General features: G+C 38.9%; 23 protein-coding genes. 18 read left to right on the top strand and 5 right to left on the bottom strand.

Features of this window, described 5'->3' with window-relative positions; genetic code table 11:
* The first annotated feature begins 17 nt into the window (after window positions 1–17).
* A complete protein-coding gene (locus tag AC04Q1_RS10110) occupies window positions 18–875 on the top strand; it encodes an AraC family transcriptional regulator (protein WP_478364223.1) in 858 nt (285 codons plus the stop codon).
* A 75-nt stretch (window positions 876–950) separates the two neighbouring features.
* The gene (locus tag AC04Q1_RS10105) at window positions 951–2,066 is read left to right on the top strand and encodes an FAD-dependent monooxygenase (RefSeq protein ID WP_478364221.1); all 1,116 of its coding nucleotides are present in this window, start codon (window positions 951–953) and stop codon (window positions 2,064–2,066) included.
* Between the two features lie 36 nt (window positions 2,067–2,102).
* On the opposite strand, the gene AC04Q1_RS10100 is transcribed toward AC04Q1_RS10105, so the two are convergent.
* From AC04Q1_RS10100 to AC04Q1_RS10090, 3 genes are read right to left on the bottom strand one after another with little or no spacing between them, the layout of a single operon-like run.
* Window positions 2,103–2,813, bottom strand: a complete 711-nt coding sequence (locus AC04Q1_RS10100; RefSeq protein WP_478364219.1) for a hypothetical protein — start codon at window positions 2,811–2,813, stop codon at window positions 2,103–2,105.
* Window positions 2,810–3,535: a hypothetical protein gene (locus AC04Q1_RS10095; RefSeq protein WP_478364217.1), complete on the bottom strand. Its 726-nt coding sequence runs from the start codon at window positions 3,533–3,535 to the stop codon at window positions 2,810–2,812. Before AC04Q1_RS10095 ends, AC04Q1_RS10100 begins: the two co-directional genes overlap by 4 nt.
* Window positions 3,532–4,242, bottom strand: a complete 711-nt coding sequence (locus AC04Q1_RS10090) for a hypothetical protein (RefSeq protein WP_478364215.1) — start codon at window positions 4,240–4,242, stop codon at window positions 3,532–3,534. Before AC04Q1_RS10090 ends, AC04Q1_RS10095 begins: the two co-directional genes overlap by 4 nt.
* A 70-nt stretch (window positions 4,243–4,312) precedes the next feature.
* Here AC04Q1_RS10090 and AC04Q1_RS10085 point away from each other — a divergent pair, with 70 nt between their 5' ends.
* From AC04Q1_RS10085 to AC04Q1_RS10060, 6 genes are all read left to right on the top strand, one after another.
* Entirely contained in the window at window positions 4,313–5,041 is a 729-nt protein-coding gene (locus AC04Q1_RS10085; RefSeq protein ID WP_478364213.1) for a lysophospholipid acyltransferase family protein, read from the top strand.
* A gap of 365 nt (window positions 5,042–5,406) precedes the next feature.
* Window positions 5,407–6,270, top strand: coding sequence for a YicC/YloC family endoribonuclease (locus AC04Q1_RS10080; protein ID WP_478364649.1), 864 nt, complete (start codon window positions 5,407–5,409; stop codon window positions 6,268–6,270).
* 58 nt (window positions 6,271–6,328) lie between these two features.
* Window positions 6,329–6,895, top strand: coding sequence for a guanylate kinase (gmk, locus tag AC04Q1_RS10075; RefSeq protein ID WP_029275003.1), 567 nt, complete (start codon window positions 6,329–6,331; stop codon window positions 6,893–6,895).
* Window positions 6,896–7,025: 130 nt separating this feature from the next.
* Window positions 7,026–7,598 carry a nicotinate (nicotinamide) nucleotide adenylyltransferase gene (gene nadD, locus AC04Q1_RS10070; RefSeq protein ID WP_478364211.1) on the top strand — a complete coding sequence of 191 codons (573 nt, stop codon included), beginning with the start codon at window positions 7,026–7,028 and terminating at the stop codon, window positions 7,596–7,598.
* A 99-nt stretch (window positions 7,599–7,697) separates the two neighbouring features.
* Entirely contained in the window at window positions 7,698–9,398 is a 1,701-nt protein-coding gene (locus AC04Q1_RS10065; RefSeq protein ID WP_478364209.1) for a glycoside hydrolase family 3 protein, read from the top strand.
* Between the two features lie 212 nt (window positions 9,399–9,610).
* Window positions 9,611–9,820, top strand: coding sequence for a hypothetical protein (locus tag AC04Q1_RS10060; RefSeq protein ID WP_187591990.1), 210 nt, complete (start codon window positions 9,611–9,613; stop codon window positions 9,818–9,820).
* 88 nt (window positions 9,821–9,908) lie between these two features.
* On the opposite strand, the gene AC04Q1_RS10055 is transcribed toward AC04Q1_RS10060, so the two are convergent.
* Window positions 9,909–10,442: a thioredoxin family protein gene (locus tag AC04Q1_RS10055; protein ID WP_478364207.1), complete on the bottom strand. Its 534-nt coding sequence runs from the start codon at window positions 10,440–10,442 to the stop codon at window positions 9,909–9,911.
* A 218-nt stretch (window positions 10,443–10,660) separates the two neighbouring features.
* On the opposite strand from AC04Q1_RS10055, the gene AC04Q1_RS10050 reads away from it, so the two are divergent.
* The 4 genes from AC04Q1_RS10050 (at window position 10,661) to AC04Q1_RS10035 (ending at window position 18,414) form a co-directional block, all read left to right on the top strand.
* Window positions 10,661–11,320 (top strand): TatD family hydrolase, encoded by a 660-nt coding sequence (locus tag AC04Q1_RS10050; protein WP_478364205.1) that lies wholly within the window; start codon window positions 10,661–10,663, stop codon window positions 11,318–11,320.
* Window positions 11,321–11,459: 139 nt separating this feature from the next.
* The gene (locus AC04Q1_RS10045; RefSeq protein WP_478364203.1) at window positions 11,460–12,254 is read left to right on the top strand and encodes a tRNA threonylcarbamoyladenosine dehydratase; all 795 of its coding nucleotides are present in this window, start codon (window positions 11,460–11,462) and stop codon (window positions 12,252–12,254) included.
* 77 nt (window positions 12,255–12,331) lie between these two features.
* On the top strand, window positions 12,332–15,550 hold the full coding sequence (locus AC04Q1_RS10040; protein WP_478364201.1) for a UvrD-helicase domain-containing protein: 3,219 nt from the start codon (window positions 12,332–12,334) through the stop codon (window positions 15,548–15,550).
* A 2-nt stretch (window positions 15,551–15,552) separates the two neighbouring features.
* Window positions 15,553–18,414: a PD-(D/E)XK nuclease family protein gene (locus AC04Q1_RS10035; RefSeq protein ID WP_478364199.1), complete on the top strand. Its 2,862-nt coding sequence runs from the start codon at window positions 15,553–15,555 to the stop codon at window positions 18,412–18,414.
* Between the two features lie 107 nt (window positions 18,415–18,521).
* Here the strand turns inward: AC04Q1_RS10035 and AC04Q1_RS10030 are convergent, their stop codons facing one another.
* Window positions 18,522–19,643, bottom strand: a complete 1,122-nt coding sequence (locus AC04Q1_RS10030; protein WP_478364197.1) for an ATP-binding protein — start codon at window positions 19,641–19,643, stop codon at window positions 18,522–18,524.
* A gap of 219 nt (window positions 19,644–19,862) precedes the next feature.
* On the opposite strand from AC04Q1_RS10030, the gene AC04Q1_RS10025 reads away from it, so the two are divergent.
* The 6 genes from AC04Q1_RS10025 to AC04Q1_RS10000 all read left to right on the top strand — a co-directional run bounded on the left by AC04Q1_RS10025 (window position 19,863) and on the right by AC04Q1_RS10000 (window position 26,313).
* The gene (locus tag AC04Q1_RS10025; RefSeq protein WP_478364195.1) at window positions 19,863–20,420 is read left to right on the top strand and encodes a GNAT family N-acetyltransferase; all 558 of its coding nucleotides are present in this window, start codon (window positions 19,863–19,865) and stop codon (window positions 20,418–20,420) included.
* 268 nt (window positions 20,421–20,688) lie between these two features.
* A complete protein-coding gene (locus AC04Q1_RS10020) occupies window positions 20,689–21,675 on the top strand; it encodes a pyruvate dehydrogenase complex E1 component subunit beta (protein ID WP_478364193.1) in 987 nt (328 codons plus the stop codon).
* 213 nt (window positions 21,676–21,888) lie between these two features.
* The gene (locus tag AC04Q1_RS10015) at window positions 21,889–22,464 is read left to right on the top strand and encodes a pentapeptide repeat-containing protein (RefSeq protein WP_478364191.1); all 576 of its coding nucleotides are present in this window, start codon (window positions 21,889–21,891) and stop codon (window positions 22,462–22,464) included.
* Window positions 22,465–22,507: 43 nt separating this feature from the next.
* Window positions 22,508–22,882: an iron chaperone gene (locus AC04Q1_RS10010; protein ID WP_478364189.1), complete on the top strand. Its 375-nt coding sequence runs from the start codon at window positions 22,508–22,510 to the stop codon at window positions 22,880–22,882.
* Between the two features lie 76 nt (window positions 22,883–22,958).
* On the top strand, window positions 22,959–23,144 hold the full coding sequence (locus AC04Q1_RS10005) for a hypothetical protein (RefSeq protein ID WP_478364187.1): 186 nt from the start codon (window positions 22,959–22,961) through the stop codon (window positions 23,142–23,144).
* A gap of 877 nt (window positions 23,145–24,021) precedes the next feature.
* Entirely contained in the window at window positions 24,022–26,313 is a 2,292-nt protein-coding gene (locus tag AC04Q1_RS10000) for a Tex family protein (protein ID WP_478364185.1), read from the top strand.
* Window positions 26,314–26,381: the final 68 nt, after the last annotated feature.

Below are 26,381 nucleotides of genomic sequence, written 5' to 3'. Positions count from 1 at the left end.
GAATTGATCATTAGATCATGCAAAAGAAACACCAATCTATTCCTGTCAATCATTTCGGAGGCGAATACCACAGCGGTATTTCCATCGAAAAAATATCTTTTGAAGATTTTCCCGATTTCGAAGGAGAAGAGCAATCTGAAAGACACGACCGACACTCCTTTCATTTACTTGAAAAGGGTAAAGTTACCATGGAAATCGATTTTCAAAAGTATGAAATCCAGTCGCCGGCAGTAGTTTACATGCACCCTGATCAGGTACATCGCATTCTAAAATTCGAAAATGTAAGTGTAAGCAGTTGGGCAATCAATAAAGTAAATCTAAATCCTGAATATCTACCCTTATTGGAAGACATTACACCGGCCAAACCCCTATTGCTGAGTGAAGAAACATTTTCCATCATTTCAGAAGCGGTATCACTTTCCATAAAATATGCTGGAAGGAAAACCGACAAACTCTATCATTCATTGTTAAAAGACAGCTGCAATGCAATGGTTGCATTAGTTGTATCGCTATATTCAGCACAATCTAAATCAACAGATAAACTTTTGCGCTTTGAGATAATTACAAAAAATTTCAAAGCAATATTGGAACGGAGTTATCGGACAGTAAAAAGTCCGGCAGATTATGCGCAACAATTAAATATCACCACAGCTTATTTAAATGAATGTGTAAAAAATACTACTGGATTTTCTGTTTCATACCATATACAGCAGCGTATAGTTTTGGAAGCAAAACGTTTGCTTTATCATTCAGACAAATCGGTAAAAGAGATTGCTTCATTTTTGGGCTATGACGATCATACCTATTTTTCCCGCCTTTTCTCTAAAGTTACCGGAACAACCGCACAGGCATTTCGCAACCAAAACCACGAATAGTCCAACACTTACCCTTTTGCATCATTGTGCAGCTTGAATAAGCGATGCAACTTTGCGCTATAAAATCAAATCGAAATGGAGCAAAATAAAAAAGTACTGATTTCAGGCGCAAGCTTTGCCGGACTCTCAACCGCTTATTGGATGAACAGGATGGGCTATAAAGTAACAGTGGTAGAAATTGGAAATTATCTTAAAATGGGTGGTTCGCCAGTTAATATAGAAGGTAATACCGTTGATATTGTTAAACGCATGGGCATTTTTGAACAGATAAAAGCCAATCGATTAAACATGGAGATGTGGGAATTTAAAAATGAAGACGATGTTACCGAAAGTGTCCGGATCTTAAAACAGCCAGAAGAAGAACCTTCAGATGATGAATTTGAAATCGAAAGGGACCTGCTGCTCCATATCTTATTTGATACCGTAAAAAATGACGTTGAATTTGTTTTCGGTGATAGCATCACAGCGTTAAATGAAACCTCAGACGGCGCATGGGTTAGCTTTAAAAATGGCCAGCAGCAGATGTTCGACATGGTGTTTGGTTGCGATGGCATACATTCAGTCGTGAGAAAACTCTGGTTTGGTCACGAAACGGAATATTTACATTTCCTTGGCGCCTATTTTTCAATCACTATTGTAAACAAATTGCTGATCAAACAAAAAACCATGCAAATGTACAATGTACCAGATAAACTGATGATGCTCAATGCATACAACAATAAAACCGACATTGTTCTTTCTTTCCGTTCGGAAACAGAAATCCCCTACCATTATCGTGATGAGAAACAACAAAGAAAGATTATTTCAGAGCAGTTTGCAGGCCAGGGCTGGAGAACAAAAGAACTATTAGAAGAAGTGCAGGCTTCGGAAACTTTTTACTTTGATAAATTTTGTCAGGTTAAAATGCCTTCATGGACAAAAGGCAAAGTAGCACTAGTTGGAGATGCAGGCTATTGTGCCTCACCTGCGGCAGGAAAAGGCGGATCGTTGGCAATAGATGGGGCAGCTGCATTAGCCGATGCCTTGCAACATCATAAAGGAGCGTTTGAATTGGCGTTCCGGGATTATAATAAGGATTTCCGGCCTTTTATCACGCAAGTTCAGGCAGATGCAAAAAGAATGCTCGAATCTCTTATCCTACGCACTAAAGAAGCCATTGGCAAAAGAAATACTGAGGGTTTTAGCTTTTAACACTTTCGCCTCAGGAGTGAAGACTCCCGACTAAGGCTATTTCCCCTTCCCTAGTGTATCTGTAAATTTCTTAGAAGATTCTTTAATGTATTTGATATAATCGTAGCTGTTCCAGTACTGCGCCTTGTCGAATTCAGGGCGACAGTTTAACATGTATTTTTCCAGGGTATCGCCCCTTAATTCGGTATTATTTTTAATGATACTCTGGTTAAAATACACGTCAATCTGTGATTGTTTGATTTCATTATCGGCATACCGGCCAAATCTTCGCGCATTTTTAGGGTCGGTACCGAACAAATTGTACAGTGCATTCAAGGGACTAAATATGGCTGACAGAACCGTTGTTTTACCACCATTATATACCCCCTTATTTTTAAATTCCTTTTTAATTTCGTCCAGATCCTGTTGTTTTGTGTTCCCTCTGATGGTTACATCGGCCAATGTGGTACTTCCCCGAACCAGATAAATCACCAGGTCTTTTTCGCTATTTACTACTACCCGTTGATCGATCAGATCTCTTTTGATCACCAGTAGCGTATCGCCAATTTTGGCTTTTAACTGGAACATACCAATATCATTACTGCCCACACCGATTCCGGTGCGCAGGTTGGTAATTTCCGACAGGGCAATCCTGATATTTGAACCTTTTTCGATCACCACACCTTTTACAATAAAATCCTGTGCCTTTGTAATGAAGCCGATGGAGGTAAGAACGAAGAGTATAACGGCAAATTTTAAATTTTTCATTGTGTATTATTAGTGTTTCTCAAAGTATCGGTATATTTCTTTGCCGATTCCTTGATGTATTTAACAGCATCGTAATTGCTCCAATTAAGGGTCATGCTGCGTGTTGGGTAATAATCGAGCAAAAATTGATCGAGGGCTTTCCCTGTTAAAGTTGTATTATTCGAAACAAGGGTTTTATTAAAAAATTTGTCGACTTCAGTTAAACTTAACTCCTTTTTGTAATAACGGTTAAAGTTACGGGCTCTCTTTGGTGTTTTGCCAAAAAGCTCGTAAAAAAATGTTAAGGGGCTACCACCAAAAGGACTAAGCAATACCAACGGGGGTTTACCTTCAAAAAACGAACCATTCCGTCTAAAATCTCTTTTTATCCCTTCCATTTCCTGCTTTTTCGTTTGACCTTTAACCGTAACCTCCTCGAGCATTGTGCTTCCTCTAACCAAATAGATCACCAGATCATCATCTGTTTTAACCACAACTTTTTGATCGGTCAGATTTCTTTTTTGGATCAGCAGGGTATCGCCCAGGCGGGCATTTAACTGAAACATTCCGATATCGTTACTTGTTGCCCCCATTTTACTGCGGATATTGGTAATACCAGCTAAGGCGATCCGTACATTCGACCCTTTTTCAATCACCACACCTTTCAGCAAAAAATCCTGAGCCTTGCTTTTTAAGCCTTGACTTAAAATAACGAGTAATAGAAAGAGTTTCAAATGATTCATGGCGTACTTAAAGTGTCTAAATATTGTTTAGCGGATTTTTTAATGTATCCAGCAGCATCGTAAATAGTCCAATCTTTAATCTGTTTATATTTCGGCCTGTAATCCAACATAAACTTATTCATTTGCGAAGCCGTTAATGTTGTATTATTTTTTACAATTCTAACGTTAAAAAACCGGTCTATCTCTAATTCTTCTGTTTCTTTAGCATAATAACGATCAAACCGCCGGGCATTTTTCCGCTCTGCACTAAACAGCTCCATTATGGCCGCCAGCGGGTAACGAACATAATAAAGCGGGTTTCTTTTATGACCATAAAAATAAGTCTTCTTATGGTGTTCCAACCTAACAGCAGATAAGTTTTGTTGTTTGTTTTCTGCTTTAATTGTTACATCTTCCAACAACATATCGGTTCTGAGTAGTTTGATCAGCAAATCCTGATCATTAATGAGCACCACTGTTATATGATCAAAGTGCCTTTTACTGATCACCAGGGTATCGCCAATTTTGGCCTTGATCTGAAAGAAACCCATATCATTACTGCCTACCGATTGTTTGTTACTGATATTGGTTACTACAGCCAATGCAATGCGGATCTGTGTTCCTTTTTCTAAAATAACACCTTTGACCGAAATCATTTGAGCAAGCGTTTTTTTTGGCAAAAAGAACAATAGCAATGAAAGTGATAGCGTGAATAAAAATGCTTTCATATCTATAAGATATTTTTTGTAAAATTAACATTTGTTACCCTTGCAAACTGTTAAAGAAACGTTAATCACCATGAGAAAGCTATTGGGCGGATTTTATCTATTGTATTCGGCAATTGTATTTTTCTTGCTTATGATTATCGTTTGCCCCTTTATTATCATTAGCACGGGTGCATTTAAGGAGAAAACGGGAAGAAAAATCGCCTTCTATTTTCTAAAATTCTGGGCATGGGGATTTAGCCTGTTTACTTTTTTGTGGTTTTCTGCAAAAGGCAAAAAAATTGACACTTCACGTGCTTACATCTACGTGGGCAATCACAGTTCATTTTTAGATGCTGTAGCCATTGTAATCTGTATCCCACAGGCTTTTAGTCCGCTAGGTAAGATAGAAATGCTTAAGATCCCAGTATTTAGCTGGATTTACAAACGTTTGGTCGTACTCATTGACCGCAGCAGCAGAGAAAGCCGCGACCGTTCTGTAGCCGAACTGAGAAAGGACCTGGCCGATGGTCAGTCTATTTTGATTTTTCCAGAAGGCACGATGAATACATCTGATCAGCCCTTAAATCCATTTTATGATGGCGCCTTTCGACTGGCCATAGAAACCCAAACGCCGATTTTACCCTTTGCCATACTGAACAGCAGAATGCATTTGCCAAGGACAGATCCACTTTTACTAAATCCAGGAATGATTAGAACCGTATTTGGGGAAGCCATTGAGGTTGAAGGATTGGTTGCAGAGGATTTGGAAGAACTGAAAGCAAAAACTTTTAAGGCTGTTTTGGGGATGTTGGAAAAGTAGCCTTCTTTATTCTCAGGAAATGAATGCCCCGGAGCTTTTGGATAAATCAGTCCTGCTGTCCGTTTTATTCCGATGAAGGATCGGAATGTTTACTTTCATCAGTTTAGAAATAGAGGTTCTTCACCATGTAGGCAACAGTCCCGCCAAAAGCAGCTTACTTTATTCCTAAACCCGATTGGAATGAAAAGCCCGCAGCGCAGCGAGGACTTGTAATCAAAAAGCGGGGCTGCAATTTCCAATGAAATAGGGAACGCTGGTTTTCTAAATGTAAAAGTATTTTAACCGACAGGCTACAAGTCTGACTCCCCGACCATTATTATTTCTCCTTTCGGCTTAAAACCCTATCTTTGCGCATGATAAAATCCATGACAGGATACGGCTTAGCAACAGCCGATTATGCAAATGCAAAGTATAGTGTCGAAATCAAATCGCTCAACAGTAAATTCCTGGAGCTGAATTTAAAATACCCTAAAGCTTTTTCTGATAAAGAGTTGATTCTGCGTAACATCTGCAGTAAAGATATCGAGCGCGGAAAGGTAAGTTTAAGCATCAATGTTGAACGCACCAATGGTGAAGTTACAGGTGCTACGATCAATACGGCATTATTAAGCCATTATTACAAACAACTGCTTGCTGTTAACGACGAATTAGGTGCCGGAAGCAGCAATTTATTGCAAACAGCGTTAACTTTCCCTGATGTGATCAGTTATAAGGAAGAAAGTGTTAGCGAAGATGAGTGGAACCATTTATTCCAGATTTTCACATCGGCTTTGGCCAATTTCAATAAGTTCAGGGAAGATGAAGGTTCGGTTTTAAAGGCTGATTTAGAGTTGAGGATTAAAAACATCCTTTCTTATTTTAAATCTGTTGAGGAGCTGGAACCTAAAAGAATTAATGCCATCCGCGATAAATTTACCCAGTTTCTGGATGATGCAGTAGGCAAGGTAAATATTGATCAGAACCGTTTCGAACAGGAATTGATCTACTATATCGATAAAATTGATATTACCGAGGAAAAAACACGTTTAAAAAGCCATTGTGATTATTTCTTGCAAACTTTAGCAAGCAAAGAAGCCAACGGAAAGAAAATGGGTTTCATTTCGCAGGAAATAGGCAGAGAAATTAATACCATGGGCGCTAAGGCAAACGATGCCCAAATGCAACAGTTTGTTGTAGGTATGAAAGAAGAATTAGAAAAGATAAAAGAACAGTTACTGAATGTGTTGTAGCGCTGGGCGGAAAGCGGTAAACGCTTAACGCCAGACACCAATCGCAAAATTTTTAAAAATGCAAGGCAAATTAATCATATTTTCAGCACCATCAGGAGCAGGTAAAACCACTATAGTACACCATTTATTAACAAAATTTCCTGAGCTGAGCTTTTCTATTTCCGCCACAACCCGCGAATTGAGAGGCGCTGAAACACATGAAAACGATTACTATTTTATTAGTAAAGAAGAGTTTTTACACAAAGTTGCCCGCCAGGAATTTGTGGAGTTTGAAGAAGTATATAACGGAACTTTTTATGGCACCTTACGCTCCGAAATCGAACGGATCTGGAACGATGGCAAACATGTAATTTTCGATATTGATGTAGAAGGCGGCATCCGTTTGAAAAGAAAATATGAAGAAGATGCTTTGGCTATTTTTGTTCAGCCACCATCGTTAGACGTTTTAAAGGAACGTTTAAGCGGCCGCGGAACAGATAGTCCGGAAAAATTACAGGAACGATTTATCAAGGCAGAAAAAGAACTGCTTTATGCCGATAAATTTGATGTCATCTTAAAAAATTACGATCTGGCAACGGCCTGTGCGGAAGCAGAGCAATTGGTGGGAGATTTTTTAAAGAAATAAATCCGTCATTGCGAACTGAAGTGATGGGAAAGAGCAAAAGTGTGAAGCAATCTTTTTTGACGGATTAGATTGCTTCGGCTCGATCAACCCAGCCTCGCAATGACGACAAATAGATAATGAAAACGACAACATGAAAACTGGTCTTTTCTTCGGTTCGTATAACCCCATCCATACCGGACATTTAATTATTGCCAACTATATGGCCAACCATACCGGGCTTAATGAAGTTTGGCTGGTAGTTTCGCCCCATAATCCGCTAAAGGATAAAAGTGGTTTAACAAATATGTACGATCGTTTGGAAATGGCTAAACTGGCTACCGAAAATGCGGAACATATCCGTGTGAGTGATATTGAATTTGCATTACCGCAACCATCCTATACCATTGATACTTTAACCCATCTCCACGAGAAATATCCTGAAAAAGAATTTGTGCTGATTATGGGCGCCGATAACCTGGTATCGTTTAAAAAATGGAAAAACTATGAGGTGCTTTTAAAAAACTACCAGATTTATGTTTACCCACGGCCGGGTTCGGATGTAAGCGGGTGGGAAAACCACCCTTCCATTACTTTCACCAAGACGCCATTGATGGAAATTTCTTCAACCTTTATCCGTAAAGCCATAAAGGAGAAAAAGAATGTTCAGTTTTTCCTGCCCGACAAGGTGATCGATTTTATCGACGGCAAAGGAATGTACAAATAACAGGCTTACAACATATGGTATTAAATCGATTAATGGATTGATTTTTGCTTAATTCGCCTTTTGATTATTAATTTAGCGGCAGCAGATACAACAAAACACGTGAGAAGAAACTTATTTATACTGATTGCCCTTTGCGGCACTGCATTTTCTGTAAGTGCACAACAAAAAACCTATCTAGAATTACTGGCCAATCAACCCAAATGGGTGGATTCGGTTTTTAATAAACTTAACCGTAGAGAACGTATTGCACAGATGTTCTTTGTGCGGGCACATACCAATCTGGGCAAAAAATATACCGATTCGGTTGGTCAGGTAATCAAAAAAGAACAACTCGGCGGCGTCATCTTTTTTCAGGGAGGTCCGGGCCGGCAGGTTTTGGCCACCAATGCCTATCAGAAATTAAGCCGGGTACCCTTAATTGTGGCCAACGACGGAGAGTGGGGTTTAGGCATGCGTTTAGACAGTACCATTGCCTATCCTTATCAAATGGCCTTAGGTGCAATCCAAAACAAAGAGCTATTGTATAAAATGGGGCTTGAAGTTGCCAAAGATTATAAACGTATGGGGATGCAGATGAATTTGGCACCAGATGCCGATATCAACAATAACCCCAAAAATCCGGTAATCAATTACCGCTCTTTTGGCGAAAACAAATACAATGTGGCTACAAAAGTTGCCGCTTATATGAAAGGTATGCAGGACGGCGGTTTATTAACCACATTGAAACACTTTCCCGGCCATGGTGATACCGATGTAGATTCGCACTACGACCTACCTCAGCTTACCTTCTCAGCTACCCGACTGGATACCCTGGAGATGTATCCCTTTAAAGAACTGATTAAACAAGGTGCATCAGGTGTAATGATTGCACACATGAATATTCCGGCATTAGATGCGACACCAAACTTACCCTCTACCCTTTCCAAGCCTATTGTTACCGGCATTCTAAAACAAAAATTAGGCTTTAAAGGGTTGATTATCTCAGATGCCATGGATATGAAAGGGGTGGTAAAATATTTTAAAGATGGTGAAGCCGATTTAATGGGCATTATTGCAGGGAACGATATTATTGAGCTTTCTGAAAACAGCGATAGGGCCATTAAATTGGTACGTAAAGCTGTGAGACAAGACCGTGTAAGCATGGCCGAAATTGATCAGAGTGTACGTAAAATATTAACAGCCAAATACTGGGCCGGTTTAGCCAAACGCGATACCATTGTAACCCAGGGCGTTGTTGCCGGTGTTAACCGCAATGCGAGTAATGCTTTGGTGCAGGAGCTGGCCAATGCATCGGTAACACTGTTAAAAGGCAAGGATTACATTAAACGGTTGATCCCGATCAGAAGAACAGCGATTATTAGTATTGGTGTACCTACGGTAACCACATTCCAAAAAGAGGTCTCGAAAGGTTATTATAATTCTGTTTATTATGTATTGGATAAAGATGCAACTGCAACACAGATTTCGAATATTGCCCGCGAAATCGGCGCATTCGATCAGGTGATTGTAGGTATACATGATAGCCGTGCAAGGCCGGCAAACAATATTCCCTTAAATGCAGGGGTAAAGAACTTTATTAAAGAATTATCAACTAAAAATGCGGTTTTTGCCTTGTTTGCAAATCCTTATAATCTCGCGGGATTATCGGGATTAGAAAACAGCAAAGGTTTGGTTGTTGCCTACCAAAAAGAAGATTATATGCAGATTTCTGCTGCTGCTGTAATTAATAATAGATTGGTGCCAACAGGAAAGTTACCAGTTGGTGTGGCGCCGTTTTATAAGTTTGGCGACGGACAATAGTTTTTAACCACCAGGGCGCAAAGCATTAATGTCGGATGATTAAATCATTCGACATTTTTTTTTACAACTTTTTTGCCACCAAAGCACGAAACAGATAGAATAACCCATTTCATTAAATATACAGATCGGTAATCGATTTTGCTTTAACTTTTACCTTTTTCTTAAAACAATTCCCTGCTCAAAACGATTATCTAATGATAAATTCTAATGTTATGATAGATCCAGAAGACGACAATTATTCAAACGATCCTAACGATGCTTTACGCCGGGAGGATGATGTAGAAAATATCAATGAAATTAGTGGCGATGATACCAGTATCGAACATGATAAAGATCTGCTGGAACAAGCCGACGAAGCATCCAGGGCTTCATATGAATTAAACCTCGATGATGAGGTAGATGAAGACGAGCTGGATGATTAACAAAAAAGCCGCCCCGATTTTTAGATCCGGACGGCTTTTGTTTTTTTAGGTTACTTGATTTTCACCTTAAACCTTTTGCCTTCAATTTCTATTTAGCTTTCGCTTTATACGTTTCTGGATTAACAGCTGTGGTAGTCCAACCTTTTAAAAAGGCGGTGATTTTCTTTACATCATGTCCGACCTTCTTTTTACCATTGGCAGCAACTTCTTCAGTCTCTAAGTAAGAAGAGTTTTCGATATGCAATACTTTCCCTTTACCATCTAAAATTAAAAATACAGGGAAACCAAAACGTTGAGGATAGCCTAAACCGGCCAAAACACTTTCATTTTTATTTTCAGGACTATAATTCACCAAAACGGTTTCAAAATTATCGTTAATGTATTTTTTCAAGGTTGCGGTGCTATCAACCAAATTGTGGAAAGCAATACACCAGCTGCACCAGTTTCCACCAACCTGTAGTAAAACATGCTTATTTTCTTTGGCTGCTTTTGCAACTGCCGAGGCAATTTCTGATTTAGCATCGGCCTGTGGGTTATAAATATGTACGCCTTCTTTTTTTGCCTGACTAAAAGCCGCGGTCGACATCAATACAGCCGTTAATAAAATGACTAATTTTTTCATGATTTTTTATGAATAATAATGATGCAAATGTAATAAAGTCTAGTAATAACATAGATTATTCGCAAATTCTTTACAGAGGGGAAACAGTCCATTCAATGGAAAACGTGATAGGTAAGATGAGTGATGGTCTATAGCATATTATTTTTTCATTCGCCGTCTCTTCACATCTTCAATTTCCCATATTACATCAGCCATCAAAGTATTATCTTTGCTTTGAAATGGATTTTTTAGACATACATACCCATAAAGTTGCGACTCAGCCTGGGGTGATCAGCATTCAAAGCCTATCGTTAACCAATGATGTCTTTTTAGCAATGCCTAAAACAAAGCCAATTTCGGTGGGTCTGCATCCATGGTTTGCTACAGTTGAACACCTGGAACTGCAAATGAAGTATTTAACAGTTGTGGCCAATCAGTCCAATGTTAAACAGATTGGTGAGTGTGGCTTGGATCGGCTGAGGGGAGAAGAGCTGGAAAATCAGATCCTAATACTGGAGAAACAGATCGAACTGGCAGAAAAACTCAATAAACCGTTGATTTTACATTGTGTTAAATGTTTTTCGGAGCTTATCGTCATTAAAGACCGTTTAAAAGTTAAAGTTCCGATGATCATTCATGGTTTTAATAAAAATGAGGCGCTCGGTCAACAATTACTGGATAAGGGATTTCTCCTATCTTTTGGTCTAGCCACTTTGAAGGAAAACTCTGGTGCCTCTAAGCTCATTCAAAGTACCAACAACTTTCTTCTGGAAACCGACGATGCTGATGTTTCGATAGAAGAAATTTACCAGGCGGCCGCCATTTTAAAAAAATGTACAGTTGATGAACTTAAAGCTCGTATTTTTACCGACTGGGAAAAATTAAATTTAAAGAGTTAGCCACGGAGGAACAGATACCACGGAATAATTTGACTCAGCGTCGGTCCGATTTTTCGGGCTAAAATAAAATTAGAAAATAGACTACAGACTAAAACATCGGTATTCATCCGTTTTATCTGTGGTAAAACAACAAATAATTATGTCTGATGTAACCTGGCTTTCGCGCTCTGCCCTACTTGTTGGAAACGAAGGAATAGAAAAACTCCAATCAAAACACGTTCTGGTGATTGGTTTAGGTGGCGTTGGCTCTTTTGCGGCCGAATTTATCTGCCGCTCTGGAATTGGCGAAATGACCATTGTTGATGGTGATGTAGTGGATCCGACCAACCGGAACAGGCAGCTACCTGCCTTAGCAACCAATCACGGCATGAGTAAAGCGGCAATCATGCAGGAGCGATTATTGGCGATCAATCCTGAATTAAAACTTCATGTGGTGAATACTTTTCTCACACCAGAGAAATGCAGGGAAATTTTAGATTCGAAATTCGATTATATCATGGATTGCATTGACAGTGTGATGCCAAAAATTACCTTACTCAGCACAGCTTTAGAAAAGAATATCCCGATTGTGAGTTCAATGGGTGCGGGGGGTAAAATGGATCCGACCAGATTAAGGATTACATTGCTTCCTGATACTTACCAGTGCGTATTTGCCAGTTATGTACGAAAAAGGCTGAATAAACTCGCCAACGCCAGCAAAATAAAAGCTGTTTTCTCAACAGAAGAAATGGATAAAAATTCCATGATCATGACTGACGGAAGTAATTTTAAACGGTCGGCCTATGGTACAGTTTCTTATTTACCCGCAGCATTTGGCGGCGCATGTGCATCGGTTGTGATCCGTGATTTGCTCGGACTCCCAATCGAAATGGCCGAACGCCCGGCAAGGATCAGTCATAAAACCCTGGCAAAAAAGAAGATCAAAAAGTCTTAGCTTAAAGCGGATTGTTGATATCATGATTTCGGGAAAATTTTAAATTGTTGTAAGTTTAAAATTCGAGAGATCATATTATGCCCCAACCCCTCAAAATTCTTCAGGCCTCCGCAGGTTCCGGTAAAACGTTCAGTCTTACTGCACATTACCTCACGCTGCTTTTTAGTGGCGAGAACAAATACCGTGAAATTTTAGCAGTAACCTTTACCAATAAGGCCACCGAAGAAATGAAGACCAGGATCCTGGAAGTGTTGCTTGGGCTGGCAAAGGGTAATCCATCTAAAAAAATTGAAGACTATAGGAAACTAATTTTACAGGCCTATCCGATATTAAGCGCTCAGGAATTACAGTTTAAAGCAGATAAAATATACCGTAAAATCCTGCACGATTACAGCCGCTTCTCAGTAAGCACCATTGACGGTTTTGTACAAAAAGTAATCCGTGGATTTGCTTTCGAACTGGGCCTCAATGCTGATTATAATTTAGAAATGAATTATGATAAGGTGAAAGACGATCTGGTAAATAAACTAGACGAAGCTTTAGACCACAACAAACAGCTATTACAATGGATTATTGATCTGGCCATCGAGCGCATCAGCGATAACAAAAGCTGGAATTATAAATTCGAACTTTATAATCTCATCGGCGAGATATTTTCTGAGCGCTTTCAGATTTTCGAAGATGCAGTAAGCGCACTTGGATTAGAAAACATAGATGAGTTGTTTAAAAAATACATCAGCCTTACCAAAGCAGAAATTAAAAATTTTGAAGAAGAGCTGGTGGCATTGGCAACCGAAGCAAATGAGGCCTTAAATGTAATCGGTGTAGAAACGGAGCATTTGAAAGGGAAATCCCGGAGTGCACTGGCTAAAATTATCTTGGTTGCAAGAGGCGATTTTTCTAAGATAGAACCACTTTTCAATTTAATTGATCAACCTGATGAATGGTTTCAAAAGAATATAAATTTTCATGAAGCTTATGATGTAGTAAATCCGCTCCTTCAGAAATTAAAAACACATTATTTAACACATTTACCCAATTACAGTCTGGCTATTGCCTTTAACAAAAACCTGTATTATTTAAGGTTGATGCAAGAAATTGCCATCTTATTAAAAGAATACCGGGCTGAAAATGATAATCTGCTTATCAGCGATGCACAAAAACTGATTTCCGGGATTACTGAAGATGCAGGCGATAATCCTTCTTTTATCTGGGAAAAAGTGGGTAACCGCTACCGCAATTTCCTATTCGATGAATTTCAGGATACTTCTACCAGCCAGTGGGGAAGTTTTAAATCATTACTCACAAATGCAATGGCTACGCCTGGCCAGGACCTGATCGATCACCTGATTGTTGGTGATACCAAACAATCGATTTACCGCTGGCGGAATGGCGACTGGAACATTTTACATAAACATGCTAAATTAGATGTAGGTGCAGAAAATGTGCTGGAAGAAAGTTTAGCAGAAAATTACCGGAGTGCCGAAAACATTATCACTTTCAATAATTTTCTTTACAAAGCGATTCCACTTACCCTTCAGAATGAGCTGAATGAAAACCTGGCCACCAAACCCGAAAGTATTTCTTCATGGTGGCAAGAACAGCACTATCAACAAATTATAACTGACATTTATAGCGGATCTACCCAGAACTTTGCCACCAACACCTTAAAAGGTGGTACCATAAAAATTAAAAAATTTGGTAAAGATCATGCGCCGAATGAAGCGCGTTTTACAGAAACTGTTTTCAGGGATATTGCCCTTGATGACATTGTTAATGAAATAATTCACCTGAAAAATGAACGAGGTTATGCATTAAAAGACATTGCTATCTTAGTCCGTTCTAACAGCGAGGCTTTATTAACTGTTAGAAAACTAATGGGGCATAACCTACCGGTTTTATCGGGTGAAGCATTATTGATTTCGAACAACTCTGCCATACAACTGATTATTAATACCTTAAAAGTGCTGATCGGTTTAGAAACACAAACAGCATTATACAAAGCCAACTGTATTGCGCTTTATCATTCTTTACAAGAGAAAGATATTGATGCCAATCACTATATAAACCTCAATTATAAACCTTTAAGTACGCTTACGGAGGTTTTACCCGTAGCTTTATGTGAGAACTGGCAAAGCTGGTTACAGCTCCCCCTGCCTGAGCTGGTAGAGATATTAATAGAAAGTTATGGGTTAAAAAACCTGACAGCCAACTTACCTTATTTACTGGCTTTTAGAGACCTGACTGCAGCTGCCGGAAAACTTGGTGAAAAAGGCATTATTTCATTTTTAACCTGGTGGGAAGAAGATGGTATAAAAAAATCACTGCCCTCGCCAGAAGGTGCGGATGCCATACAAATCATCACTATCCATAAATCAAAAGGCTTGGCTTTCAGGGCTGTTTTTGTTCCATTTTGCAACTGGGAGATTAAGGGCAAGCCCAATGGCACTTTCTGGGTATCTTCAGAAGAAACCGTGTATAAAGAACTTAAAGGCATTCCATTGAAATACAACGAGGCTCTGGCCGATTCGGCAATTGCCAAAGCATATTACGAAGAGCTGCTCTACAATAACATGGATGCCTTGAATATGCTTTATGTAGCCACTACACGCTCAAAAGATTATCTGTATATCGCTACAATGGCCAAAAAGGAATTGAAATTATCCAATATGGGCGATGTAATCAACTTCACTTTCGATGAGCAGTTTGATGAAAATGGCAGATATGAAATTGTAGAATATGTAAATGTTGAAGGTAAAACTGAAGAATCAAATCTCATCAATTTAACAAGTTATCCAACCACTACCCGGTTATCGGAGCTTTATATCCCTTCTGAAGACAAACATCTAAAACATTTGGTCAATATTGAAAAATCCGGAAGAAAAGGCTCCTTATTGCACGATATTTTGGCAAGCGCCGGTACTGAAAAAGAAGTTAATGACTATAGCACCAATTTGGTTCTCCAGGGCATTATCAAAGAAGAAGAAAAGCAGAAATTAATCGATTCGTCACTTGAAGTATTGAACAATCCCGAGCTTCAGAATATTTTAGGTAAAGCGGGCGAAAGTATTGTAGAGAAAAACATCATCGATGCCAATGGAAAACTGCACCGCCCGGATCGGGTGCTGATCAATGCCGGTGAGGTGATTATTCTGGATTACAAATTTACATTAGAAGAAAGCGACAAACATATCGAGCAGGTAAATAATTATAAAATATTGCTATCAGAAATGGGCTATCAAAATATCAAAACCTATCTTTTTTATGCGGTTAAAGGCAAATTGAAATTAGTATAAATATGCAGATTAAACCATTTTTACAGGAAGTTGCCGAAGATTTAGTGGCTAGATTTGGAAATCAGCTGGAAAATTGTGCCATTGTTTTTAACAACAAACGCCCGGCTGCTTATTTACAGAAGCATTTTGCCGATATTTTTGCTAAACCATTTTTCAGCCCTTCATTTTTTACCATACAAGAATTTTTTGCAAGCTCTACCAGTTATAAAATTGCCGATTTTTATCTGCAGTTTTTTACTTTACACCGCATTTATAACCAACTACTTGCAGAAGAGAAACTAGAAAATATTTCAAGCCATAAGTTTTTTCCATTGGCAAAGATCATTTTAAGCGATTTTAATCAAATTGATGCCGATCTGGTTGATGCAGAGAAATTATACCGGGATCTGGAAGACATTTCAGTGATCAACAAAGAATTCGATTATTTAAGTCCTGAGCAATATGAATTTCTTTCTCAGTTCTGGACATCTTATTCTGAAGGAAAACATAAAAAACAGCAGGAATTATTCATCAAGATGTGGCGCAGGATGCCCAAGCTTTACCATAAATTCCATTCGACACTTAAAGAACAAGGCTATTTAACCAATGGCTCGGTTTACCGATACCTGGCGGAGGATATTACCAATCACCAGGAATTTATTTCAAATTTTGATACGGGCAAAATCATTTTTGTCGGTTTTAATGCTTTAAGCAGTGCCGAGGCCAAAATATTTACCCTATTGCAGGAAGCCGATAGAGCATTGTTTTATTTTGATGCCGATACTTATTATTTAGATGATGCATCGCAGGAAGCAGGATTATTTTTACGGAAAAACATCAACTTACTTGGACTGAAAAATGAGTTTGCAGAACAGGAAAGTTTAATGAAATCAGCGGCACACCAGGTAAACGTTTTCAAAGTTCAGGGCCAATCCGCACAGGCCAAAATCCTGAACAATATTCTGGAAGAAGATTATACCCACTCAGAAACCGTTGGCAAAACCGTAGTCGTTTTAGCAGATGAAAGTTTGCTGATCCCAACTTTACAGACCATTCCAACTACATTTAACGGAAAAGAAATCGACCTTAACGTAACAATGGGTTTTGCTTTATCCACCTCTAGCATTTTTGGTCTGGTTGATCTTTGGCTGGGCAGTCAGCTGGAAATTTTACAACGCGATAAAGTAACCTATAAAAATGTGGAGGCTTTTTTAACGCACCCGTTAACAGGCTTAACCCAAAAAATGCGCGACAAGATTTTAACCGCGTTACTGGAAGAAAACGAAGTGGAGATCGATCATAAACGTTTACTGCGCCAAAGTGGATTGTTTGAAACCTTCTATAAAAAAATCGACGATCCGCAACACGTGGTAAGCAATTTACTCGATGTGCTCGATTTTGTTTTAACGCGATTGTCGAATGCGAAAACACTAAAGAAAATCGATGCGGAACTATTTGTAAAAACGATACAGGAATTAAACAGATTACACGATACTTTTAGCAACCACATTGGTAAAGAAGAAATCCCCTTTGTAATTTATCTGGTTCAGAAATCGCTGCAGGCCATTGCTGTTCCGCTTTCAGGCGATCCTTTAAACGGCATACAGATAATGGGACTGCTCGAAACCCGGAACTTAAACTTTGATAAGGTTGTAATTTTAGGCTTCAACGAAGGCATTATTCCAAAATCAACTATCGGTAACAGTTTTATCCCCGATTCAATACGCCGTGTTTATGGACTACCGGTACTCGAAAATCTCGATGCCATTTCTTCTTATATGGTATACCGTCTATTACAGCGGGCAAAGAATATCAATTTTGTCTATAATAGTTTAACTGATGAATCTACATCAGGAGAGGCCAGCAGGATCTTAAAGCAGCTGGAATATGAAAGTGGTTTCGATTTTAGCTATAATGAACTTGATCTCGAGGTAAAAACTGAAGCTTTTAAAGAAGTAAAGATCGAGAAAACCAATAATGCTTTTATTCAGGAAACACTTCAAAAATATCTGGATAAAAAAAAGGTACTTTCTCCATCCGCACTAACGCAATATATCTCCAACCCGATAGATTTCTTCTTCAATTACATCGCAGGTATAAAAGAGCCTAAAGAAGTAAGTGCCGTTGTTGAAGCGAATGAGATCGGTTCGATTTTGCACAAAGTGATGGAATATTTCTACGAGGATCTGAAATCGGCCGAAATTACGGCTGATCGGATTAAGGAAAAAAGGAAAGAGGTCCCAGCGATGATACTGAAGGCATTTAATGCTATAATGTTCAAAAACCCAGACAAGGTGATGGAATACAAAGGCATGCAAAAGGTAATTTTATCGATTGTAGATGCCTACGTGAACATCATTTTAAACCAGGATGAAGCACAAACACCTTTTACCATCATCAGTCTCGAACAAAAAGTAGAAGCCGAAATCAGTTTCCCCTTAAAAGGTAAAGAGGCCAGTGTTAAAATTTTTGGCTATATCGATCGCGTTGATGTAAAGGATGGCGTGACCAAAATCATCGATTACAAAACCGGAAGCGATAAGCTGACCTTTAAAGATATCCCTGAACTATTTAATTCTGATGGAAAACACATTAACAAAGCCCTCGTACAAACGCTATTGTACACTTACGCTTATGAGCAATTTTCGGGCAGAACTTTTGTTGAGCCAAATCTTTATGTCGTAAAAACGATGAGTGTAGACGGTGTTTGGTTTAAATCTGGCCGACAAAACCTGTCTGGCGCATATTTAGAAGAAATTAAACCGGAGTTTCTTGCTGAATTAAGAAAAAAATTAACCGAACTTTTCGAAGCCCCTTATTTTGTAGCCAGTGCAGTTGAGGATAACTATAAATACTCTATCTATAAAACCTTATTTGGGAAATAGGTAAAAGGCTAAAACCCCAAACAGAATCGCTTTTGTAATCGCCAGATTACTACAATGGGGCAGAAAAGTAGTTCAATAAAAAGGAGTTAGAAACTACAAAGACCCGTTTACAAGAACTCCCAGTAATTATCCCTGTTTATAACATGGGCGGTCTCAGGAATATATTTTTCCATGAAAGCATTAGGGAACTTTACTTTTATTTTAGGATTCCATTTCAGCTCAAAAGCTGTTATTTTGTTGTCCTGTTCCTCAATGTAATCTATTTCTGTTTTACTTACGGTTCTCCAAAAATAAGTATTGCCATAAAAACCACTATAGGCCAGGTTTTTTCTCCGTTCACTAATAATAAAATTCTCCCACAATGCACCGATATCATTGCGTTGAGCAATCGGCGCAAAATTATTGATAATGCTGTTTCTGATCCCGTTATCGTAAAAGTAGATTTTTCGGGAAGAGCTAATCTCATTTCTTAAATTTCTAGCCAAAGGATTTAAACGAAAAACCACAAATGATTTTTCTAGAAGATCTATGTAGTTGTTAACCGTTGCCTTATCAATGCCTACAATCTGAGCAAGTTCATTATAGGAAACCTCGTTTCCCACCTGCCAGGCGAGTGCCTGCAAAAGTTTTAGGAGTGCATCTGGTCGACGGATACCGCCTGCTTCTAAAATATCTTTATACAGATAACTTCCGGCAAGATTATTTAATATTTCTATTGCGTTTTCTGGATGATTAATTACGTCAGGATACATCCCTGTTATTAAAAATTCCTCTAAACGTGGGTGAATTTTGGCAAAGGAATATTGATCTGTCAGCTCCCGCCAAGATAAAGCATATAATCTGTACTCCCATTTACGACCTGTAAGAGGCTCATTAATCTGGCTTGCAATTTCCAGCGCTGAAGAACCAGATATAAAGAGCTGGATATCTTTTTTAGCGTCAATGATCATCTTGGCAGTCAAACCTATATTTTCAAGCCGCTGCGCCTCATCAACTACAACGATCTTAGCCTCACCGATAAAAGTATTGATAAAGGCTTGCGTTGGATTGTTCCATAACAACCTTACGCCAGGATCATCCCCATTTACGTAGAGATAGTCATTATTCAAGGAGCCAGCGATTTTATTAATCAAGGTAGTTTTACCTACCTGTCTTGGACCAAGTACAACTATTGCTTTTTTGAAATCAACTTTACTTTCTAAAGTTTGTTGCAGTGCTCTTTTAATCATAAGTTGCATCTATTCCCCAAATATAGCTATTTTTGGAGAATATAATCCCCAAATAAAGTTATATTCAGGGATTTGAAATCAAGAGTGATATAATTCAGACTAAAATTTGAATTCTAAATCATATATATTCTTCATTAAAAACAGAGAAGTCTTTAAATTTTCAGCGACAAAAATTATTTTTTTCATTTTGGTTTTTTGCCATTAAGCTTATCTTTAAAAATGCTAACCTTAAATTTCACAAAATTCCCTGTTCTGGAAACCGAACGTTTAATCCTACGTGAACATGATCTCGCTGACGCCGAAACGCTTTATGCCATGCGTACCAATGAAACGGTGATGAAATACATCGACAGGGAAAGGCCCAAAGATATTTTCGAAATCAAAGATTTTATCTCCCGTTTTAGAAACGGCTACGAAAATGGGGATAACCTGGCCTGGGTAATTGCCCTAAAAGAAAATCCTAACCAAATGATCGGTTCTGTAGGTTATTGGCGGACAGATTTTGCCAACCACAGAGCTGAAATCGGTTATATGCTCCATCCCGATTATTGGAGAAAGGGAATTATTTCTGAGGCTTTAAAAAGATCAATTGCTTTTGGTTTCGAAGAAGTGAATTTACACACTATCAGCGCCAATATCAATGTAGAAAATGATGCTTCAAGGCAGATGCTGATCAAACATGGTTTTGTAAAGGAAGCGCACTTTAAGCAAGACTATTACTTTAGAGGTCAGTTTCTCGATAGCGAAATTTATGGATTATTAAATCCGAATCATTAATTTTTAATCAATCGTTTCTAGTATAGGTAAAAGGGTATTCACTTTGGCGAAGATATTTCGGAAAAAGCATAAGCTTTGATACAATTAGCCTATCAAAAACACAATTACCCAATATTATTTCTTCTTTTAGGAAATAAACGAAAAACAACATCTAAAAATGGCTAAATAATTAGTCAGATTACCTATAATTATTACAAAACATAGGCATTATAGCCTTTGGTTTCAAAGCGATTAATAATTATATTTGCCACCGTTATTAAAATTTACAATGAGAGAAATCCAATTTAGAGAAGCACTACGCGAAGCCATGAGCGAAGAAATGCGTAAAGATGACCGCGTTTTTTTATTAGGTGAAGAAGTAGCAGAATATAACGGTGCGTACAAAGTAAGTCAGGGTATGCTTGATGAATTTGGTGCGAAACGCATTATCGATACCCCGATTGCCGAATTAGGTTTCGCAGGTATTGCAACTGGTGCTGCAACAGCAGGCCTTATTCCAATTGTGGAATTCATGACCTTTAACTTCTCATTAGTAGCAATCGATCAGATTATCAACGGTGCTGCTAAAATTTTATCCATGAGCGGTGGTCAGTTCTCATGCCCTATGGTTTTCCGTGGCCCTACAGGTAACGCAGGCCAATTAGGCGCACAGCACTCTCAAAACTTCGAAAACTGGTTTGCAAACACTCCAGGATTAAAAGTAGTAGTTCCTTCTACTCCTTATGATGCAAAAGGATTATTAAAACAATCAATTATAGATCAGGATCCGGTTATTTTCATGGAATCTGAAGTAATGTACGGTGATAAAGGCGATGTTCCTGCTGAAGAGTATTATATCGAGTTAGGAAAGGCAAACGTAACCAAAGAAGGTACTGATGTAACCATTGTAACTTTCGGTAAGATGCTAACTCGCGTTGTAAACCCTGCAGTTGAAGAATTAACTAAAGAAGGAATCAACGTTGAAGTGATCGATTTACGTACCGTACGTCCTATCGACTATGACACCATCATCGCCTCTGTTAAAAAAACAAACCGTTTGGTTGTGGTGGAAGAAGCCTGGCCTTTGGCATCCCTTTCCGGAGAAATTGCCTTTATGGTGCAAAAACATGCATTCGATTATTTAGATGCACCAGTTTTACGTATCACTTGTGCTGATGTTCCACTTCCATATTCACCAACTTTAATCGCAGCCAGCTTACCAAATGCGGAACGTGTAGTTAAAGCGGTAAAAGAAGTAATGTACGTTAAAAAATAAATTATTAGTCTGAGCATAGTCGAAGACCAAAACATATAAATCCTCCAAAGCAATTTGGGGGATTTTTTTATTCTCTCTACCAGAGGGGTGCCCAACGGGTCGGGTGTGCCTTATATTAACCTTGGCTTGTACAAGAAAGAAAACTCAGCCGCCTGCTCCAACCAAAAACCTCCCGATTATTTTTATATTCGTGTCATAAAGAATCCATATTGCATGTCTGATAATTACCTAGCCGACCAAACCTTCGAAAAAGCCGATTTCACCTTACGTGCACTCCCAAAAGCAGAATATGAAAATTGTAAATTCATCAATTGTAATTTTTCCAGTTCAGATTTAAGCGGCGTTAAGTTTTTAGATTGCGAATTTGTGACCTGCAATTTGAGTTTGGCAAGCCTGACCAAAACATCATTTATTGATGTAAACTTCCATGACTGTAAAATGCTGGGATTAAGATTCGATAATTGTAACGATTTCGGTTTGGCATTCAGTTTTAATAACTGCAAGCTGGATCATTCTTCTTTTTATAAATTAAAGCTAAAGAAAACGACTTTTAAAACTTCACAATTACATGAGGTCGATTTTTCAGAAAGCGACCTGGCCAATTCAATTTTCGATAACTGCGATTTACTAAATGCTACTTTCGACAGGACTATTATTGAAAAAGCAGATCTTAGAACCGCTTACAATTATTCCATAGATCCGGATAACAACAGGATGAAAAATGCAAGATTTTCAAAATCAGGTATCGCAGGTCTCTTACAGAAATACGATATTCAGATCAGCGAATAGGTATTTAAGATTTTTGTAAATTCAGCTTACAAAACCATTAGCTATGGAGCAGCCTAAACCCGAAAATATCGATCAATATATTGCCAATTTCCCTGTAGCAACACAAAAACTATTGCAGCAAATTCGCGGAACGATCCACAAGGCCGTACCAGATGCTAAAGAAGTAATCAGTTACGGCATGCCCGCTTTCAAACAGAACACTGTACTGGTTTACTTTGCCGGGTACGCCAAGCACATTGGCTTTTATCCAACCGGTTCAGGAATTGAAGCTTTTAAAGATGAATTTGCCAAGTGTAAATGGAGCAAGGGCGCTGTTCAGTTTCCTTTAGATGAACCCTTGCCCCTGGATCTTATTACAAGGATAACTAAGTTTAAAGCAGAACGCGATCTGGAAAAAACAAAGAAAAAGAAGGGATAAGTTTTTTTAAACGATTTATGGAAACAGGCTCATCAGGCATCTATTCTATAAACTATTTCTAAAAACCTCTTAATGGATGAAAAAGATACTTTTACTCCTCCTCACTTTTATCTCTACTAAATCATTTTGCCAGTGCGCAACAATTGTAGAAATTGGAACATTCTCTAAACCGTCAAAACTGATTGAAGTTGTTCCCAGTAACGAAATACTAAAAGTACATAGGGCAGATATTGAAAAAAATGTAGAGAATTTTACCCGATAGTTTGACTTTATACGGCGAACATCCATTTTTAGCCGGCATATTAAACTCCTACATCGGGCATAGGCCTTTCGTGATCTCCCCTGATATTTTCTGGTTGCTGATCAATCAGGGTTTGCCAACAACAAAATGATCAGCCATAAACGATTATGTGTGCAGCTACAGGAAAACCATACGCACTGCAAACGTGCTCCCGACTCCTTAATTAATAGTTAGGTTTCTCTTATCTCACAACTGGTACCGAAACAGCAGCTCTTATTCCAATTGATGATCAACGATAATTACCTATTGTGAGCTATATACTATCAGATTGAAATGATTATGATCATGGCAAGATTTACAGATCAACAATAGCAGTTCTATTGCAAAAATACAGTAGGATTTAAGGACAGCAATGTCTATTTTCTTCTGATCTTTTTAGGCTCGTTTTTATCAACCTGCCCAGTCTTCAGATAATTAGCATTGCTATTTTTGGCCTTTACCCACGCGTATCTACTGGCCACGCAATGTGGGCAAAAATATTTTCTAATAGGCAGGAAAAAAAGCAAATTTTTAATCACCCAAGGTCTTGGAATCTGGTAATGGTACTGCGTATTGCATTTCCAACATCGGAGAGTCGAATTTGACATTAATTTATATTTAGTTAGCTGGTCAGTCGAATAAAAAGGCAAATAGTATGCCAAAATAATAAAACCCCATAAACGGCTTATGATGAACACTTTTTTTAGCAGTCAATAAATCAATTGACCCAAAAGCCAAACAGAATTATTGTCCTAAATAATTTTCCGGAAAATTTACCCACAGGGTCTGGTGGAAAACTTCATCTTAAAAATCCTTAAATCCTGATTAGATTTGTTACTTTAATTTTACCCTTTAGAATATGTTAACCCACCATAAAATAATTGCAGCCGAATTAAAAGTTGCAGAAAAACAAGTCACCGCTACCATAAATCTATTAGATGAAGGCGCAACAGTACCCTTTATCTCACGTTACCGTAAAGAGGCAACAGGAAGTTTAGATGAGGTGGAGGTCGCCGCAATCCGGGACAGGGTTTTACAGTTACGCGATCTGGACAAACGCCGTGAAGCGATTTTAAAATCGATGACCGAACTTGGCAAATTAACACCAGAGCTGGAAAAAAAGATCAACGGGGCGGAAACCATTTCACTTTTAGAAGATATTTACCTGCCTTATAAACCGAAACGTAAAACACGTGCCTCGGTAGCAAAAGAGAAAGGACTAGAGCCCTTGGCATTGCAGATATTTGAGCAGAATGCTTTTGATCTGGATGCAATGGCTGAGAAGTTTATCGATGCTGAAAAAGGTGTAAATTCACTTGAAGAGGCTTTGGCAGGTGCAAGAGATATCATTGCCGAGATGATATCTGAAAATGTGGAAGCCCGTACCAAAATGCGCATCTACTTTCAGGAAAAGTCTGCCTTTAAATCCGAAGTAATTAAAGGGAAAGAAGAAGAAGGAATTAAATATAAAGATTACTTCGAATGGAACGAGCCTGTTAAAACAGCGGCATCACACCGTGTTTTAGCGATGCGCCGTGGCGAAAAGGAACTGATTTTAAGACTAGATGCCTTACCACCGGCTGAAGATGCTATTGCCATTTTAGAAAACCAGTTTGTTACAGGCATTAATGCCGCAGCTAAACAAGTGCAACAAGCATTAGAAGACGGTTACAAACGATTATTAGAGCCAGCAATGGAAACTGAGCTCAGGGTTTTAACCAAACAGAAAGCAGACGAAGAAGCAATTCGCGTTTTTGCCGAAAATGCCCGTCAGTTGCTGTTGGCAGCTCCAATGGGACAAAAAAATGTACTGGCCATCGATCCGGGTTTCCGTACGGGCTGCAAAGTGGTTTGTTTAGATAAACAAGGTCAGTTATTAGAAAATACAGCAATTTACCCGCATACCGGACAGGGAAATGTGAAAAATGCTGAATTTACCATTCAACAGCTTTGCGAGAAACATCATGTTGAAGCTATCGCGATCGGTAACGGTACAGCGGGAAGAGAAACGGAAGCTTTTGTGCGTGCCCTGAATTTACCTCATATTACCATTGTAATGGTAAATGAAAGTGGTGCTTCGATTTATTCGGCATCAGAAGTGGCAAGAGAGGAGTTTCCAACACAAGACATTACCGTACGTGGGGCAGTTTCAATCGGTCGCCGTTTAATGGATCCATTGGCAGAACTGGTAAAAATTGATCCAAAATCCATCGGTGTAGGACAATATCAGCACGATGTTGATCAGAATAAATTACAAGCAAGTTTGGATGACACCGTAATCAGTGCAGTAAATGCCGTTGGCGTAGAGTTAAATACCGCCTCTAAACAGATTCTGGCTTATGTTTCTGGTTTAGGCCCAACTCTGGCTCAAAATATTGTTGATTACAGAAATACACATGGCGCCTTTAAAAACCGCGAAAGCCTTAAGAAAGTACCGCGCCTGGGTGATAAGGCATATGAACAGGCTGCTGGTTTCCTGCGCATCCGCAATGCAGAAAATGTTTTGGACACTAGTGGCGTTCACCCTGAACGTTATGCCGTAGTAGATAAAATGGCAAAAGATCTGGGTACTACAGTTTCCGCATTAATGAGAGATACGCAACTGCAAAAACAGATCAAACCACAACAATATGTAACTGATGAAATCGGTTTACCGACCTTAACCGATATTTTAAAAGAATTGGCTAAACCTGGCCGCGATCCGCGTGAGCAGTTTGAAGCCTTTAGCTTTACCGACGGTGTAAACGAGATTTCTGATTTAAGAATTGGCATGAAACTTCCTGGAATTGTAACCAACATTACCAATTTCGGTGCCTTTGTTGATATAGGCGTACACCAGGATGGCTTGGTTCACACGAGTCAATTGGCAAACCGCTTTGTGGCCAACCCCAATGACGTGGTAAAAGTGCACCAGAAGGTTGAAGTTACGGTGATGGAAGTCGACGCAGCACGCAAAAGGATTTCGTTATCGATGAAAACTGAGGCTAGTCCGAAGTTGGAAGTCCGCAATCGGGAGCCCAAAGAACATAAACCCAAGCAAGAATACAAATCCAATAACAGCAAGCCGAATTTCAAACCCCGCAATGAGCCAAAAGATGCGGATGGCGACTTGCAGGAGAAACTGGCTAAGTTAAAAGGAATGTTTAAATAAAAAAGAAGCCCTTATCGCTCAGATGAGCGATAAGGGCTTTATAAAATGGCAAAGCAGCCAAGATTATT

The sequence above is a fragment of the Pedobacter humicola genome (assembly GCF_056490705.1).
Note: the sequence above shows the minus strand (reverse complement) of the source record. Positions and strands in the feature narration are given on the sequence as shown.

What these genes read in the sequence shown, in the direction of transcription:
- AC04Q1_RS10100 (WP_478364219.1), bottom strand. Translation starts at nt 2,813, where the DNA reads ATGAAAAATTTAAAATTTGCCGTTATACTCTTCGTTCTTACCTCCATC.
- AC04Q1_RS10025 (WP_478364195.1), top strand. Translation starts at nt 19,863, where the DNA reads ATGCTAACCTTAAATTTCACAAAATTCCCTGTTCTGGAAACCGAACGT.
- gmk (WP_029275003.1), top strand. Translation starts at nt 6,329, where the DNA reads ATGCAAGGCAAATTAATCATATTTTCAGCACCATCAGGAGCAGGTAAA.
- AC04Q1_RS10030 (WP_478364197.1), bottom strand. Translation starts at nt 19,643, where the DNA reads ATGATTAAAAGAGCACTGCAACAAACTTTAGAAAGTAAAGTTGATTTC.
- AC04Q1_RS10035 (WP_478364199.1), top strand. Translation starts at nt 15,553, where the DNA reads ATGCAGATTAAACCATTTTTACAGGAAGTTGCCGAAGATTTAGTGGCT.
- AC04Q1_RS10055 (WP_478364207.1), bottom strand. Translation starts at nt 10,442, where the DNA reads ATGAAAAAATTAGTCATTTTATTAACGGCTGTATTGATGTCGACCGCG.
- AC04Q1_RS10005 (WP_478364187.1), top strand. Translation starts at nt 22,959, where the DNA reads ATGAAAAAGATACTTTTACTCCTCCTCACTTTTATCTCTACTAAATCA.
- AC04Q1_RS10105 (WP_478364221.1), top strand. Translation starts at nt 951, where the DNA reads ATGGAGCAAAATAAAAAAGTACTGATTTCAGGCGCAAGCTTTGCCGGA.
- AC04Q1_RS10045 (WP_478364203.1), top strand. Translation starts at nt 11,460, where the DNA reads ATGTCTGATGTAACCTGGCTTTCGCGCTCTGCCCTACTTGTTGGAAAC.
- AC04Q1_RS10110 (WP_478364223.1), top strand. Translation starts at nt 18, where the DNA reads ATGCAAAAGAAACACCAATCTATTCCTGTCAATCATTTCGGAGGCGAA.
- AC04Q1_RS10085 (WP_478364213.1), top strand. Translation starts at nt 4,313, where the DNA reads ATGAGAAAGCTATTGGGCGGATTTTATCTATTGTATTCGGCAATTGTA.
- AC04Q1_RS10015 (WP_478364191.1), top strand. Translation starts at nt 21,889, where the DNA reads ATGTCTGATAATTACCTAGCCGACCAAACCTTCGAAAAAGCCGATTTC.
- AC04Q1_RS10090 (WP_478364215.1), bottom strand. Translation starts at nt 4,242, where the DNA reads ATGAAAGCATTTTTATTCACGCTATCACTTTCATTGCTATTGTTCTTT.
- AC04Q1_RS10050 (WP_478364205.1), top strand. Translation starts at nt 10,661, where the DNA reads ATGGATTTTTTAGACATACATACCCATAAAGTTGCGACTCAGCCTGGG.
- AC04Q1_RS10020 (WP_478364193.1), top strand. Translation starts at nt 20,689, where the DNA reads ATGAGAGAAATCCAATTTAGAGAAGCACTACGCGAAGCCATGAGCGAA.
- AC04Q1_RS10000 (WP_478364185.1), top strand. Translation starts at nt 24,022, where the DNA reads ATGTTAACCCACCATAAAATAATTGCAGCCGAATTAAAAGTTGCAGAA.
- AC04Q1_RS10040 (WP_478364201.1), top strand. Translation starts at nt 12,332, where the DNA reads ATGCCCCAACCCCTCAAAATTCTTCAGGCCTCCGCAGGTTCCGGTAAA.
- AC04Q1_RS10095 (WP_478364217.1), bottom strand. Translation starts at nt 3,535, where the DNA reads ATGAATCATTTGAAACTCTTTCTATTACTCGTTATTTTAAGTCAAGGC.
- AC04Q1_RS10080 (WP_478364649.1), top strand. Translation starts at nt 5,407, where the DNA reads ATGACAGGATACGGCTTAGCAACAGCCGATTATGCAAATGCAAAGTAT.
- AC04Q1_RS10010 (WP_478364189.1), top strand. Translation starts at nt 22,508, where the DNA reads ATGGAGCAGCCTAAACCCGAAAATATCGATCAATATATTGCCAATTTC.
- nadD (WP_478364211.1), top strand. Translation starts at nt 7,026, where the DNA reads ATGAAAACTGGTCTTTTCTTCGGTTCGTATAACCCCATCCATACCGGA.
- AC04Q1_RS10060 (WP_187591990.1), top strand. Translation starts at nt 9,611, where the DNA reads ATGATAGATCCAGAAGACGACAATTATTCAAACGATCCTAACGATGCT.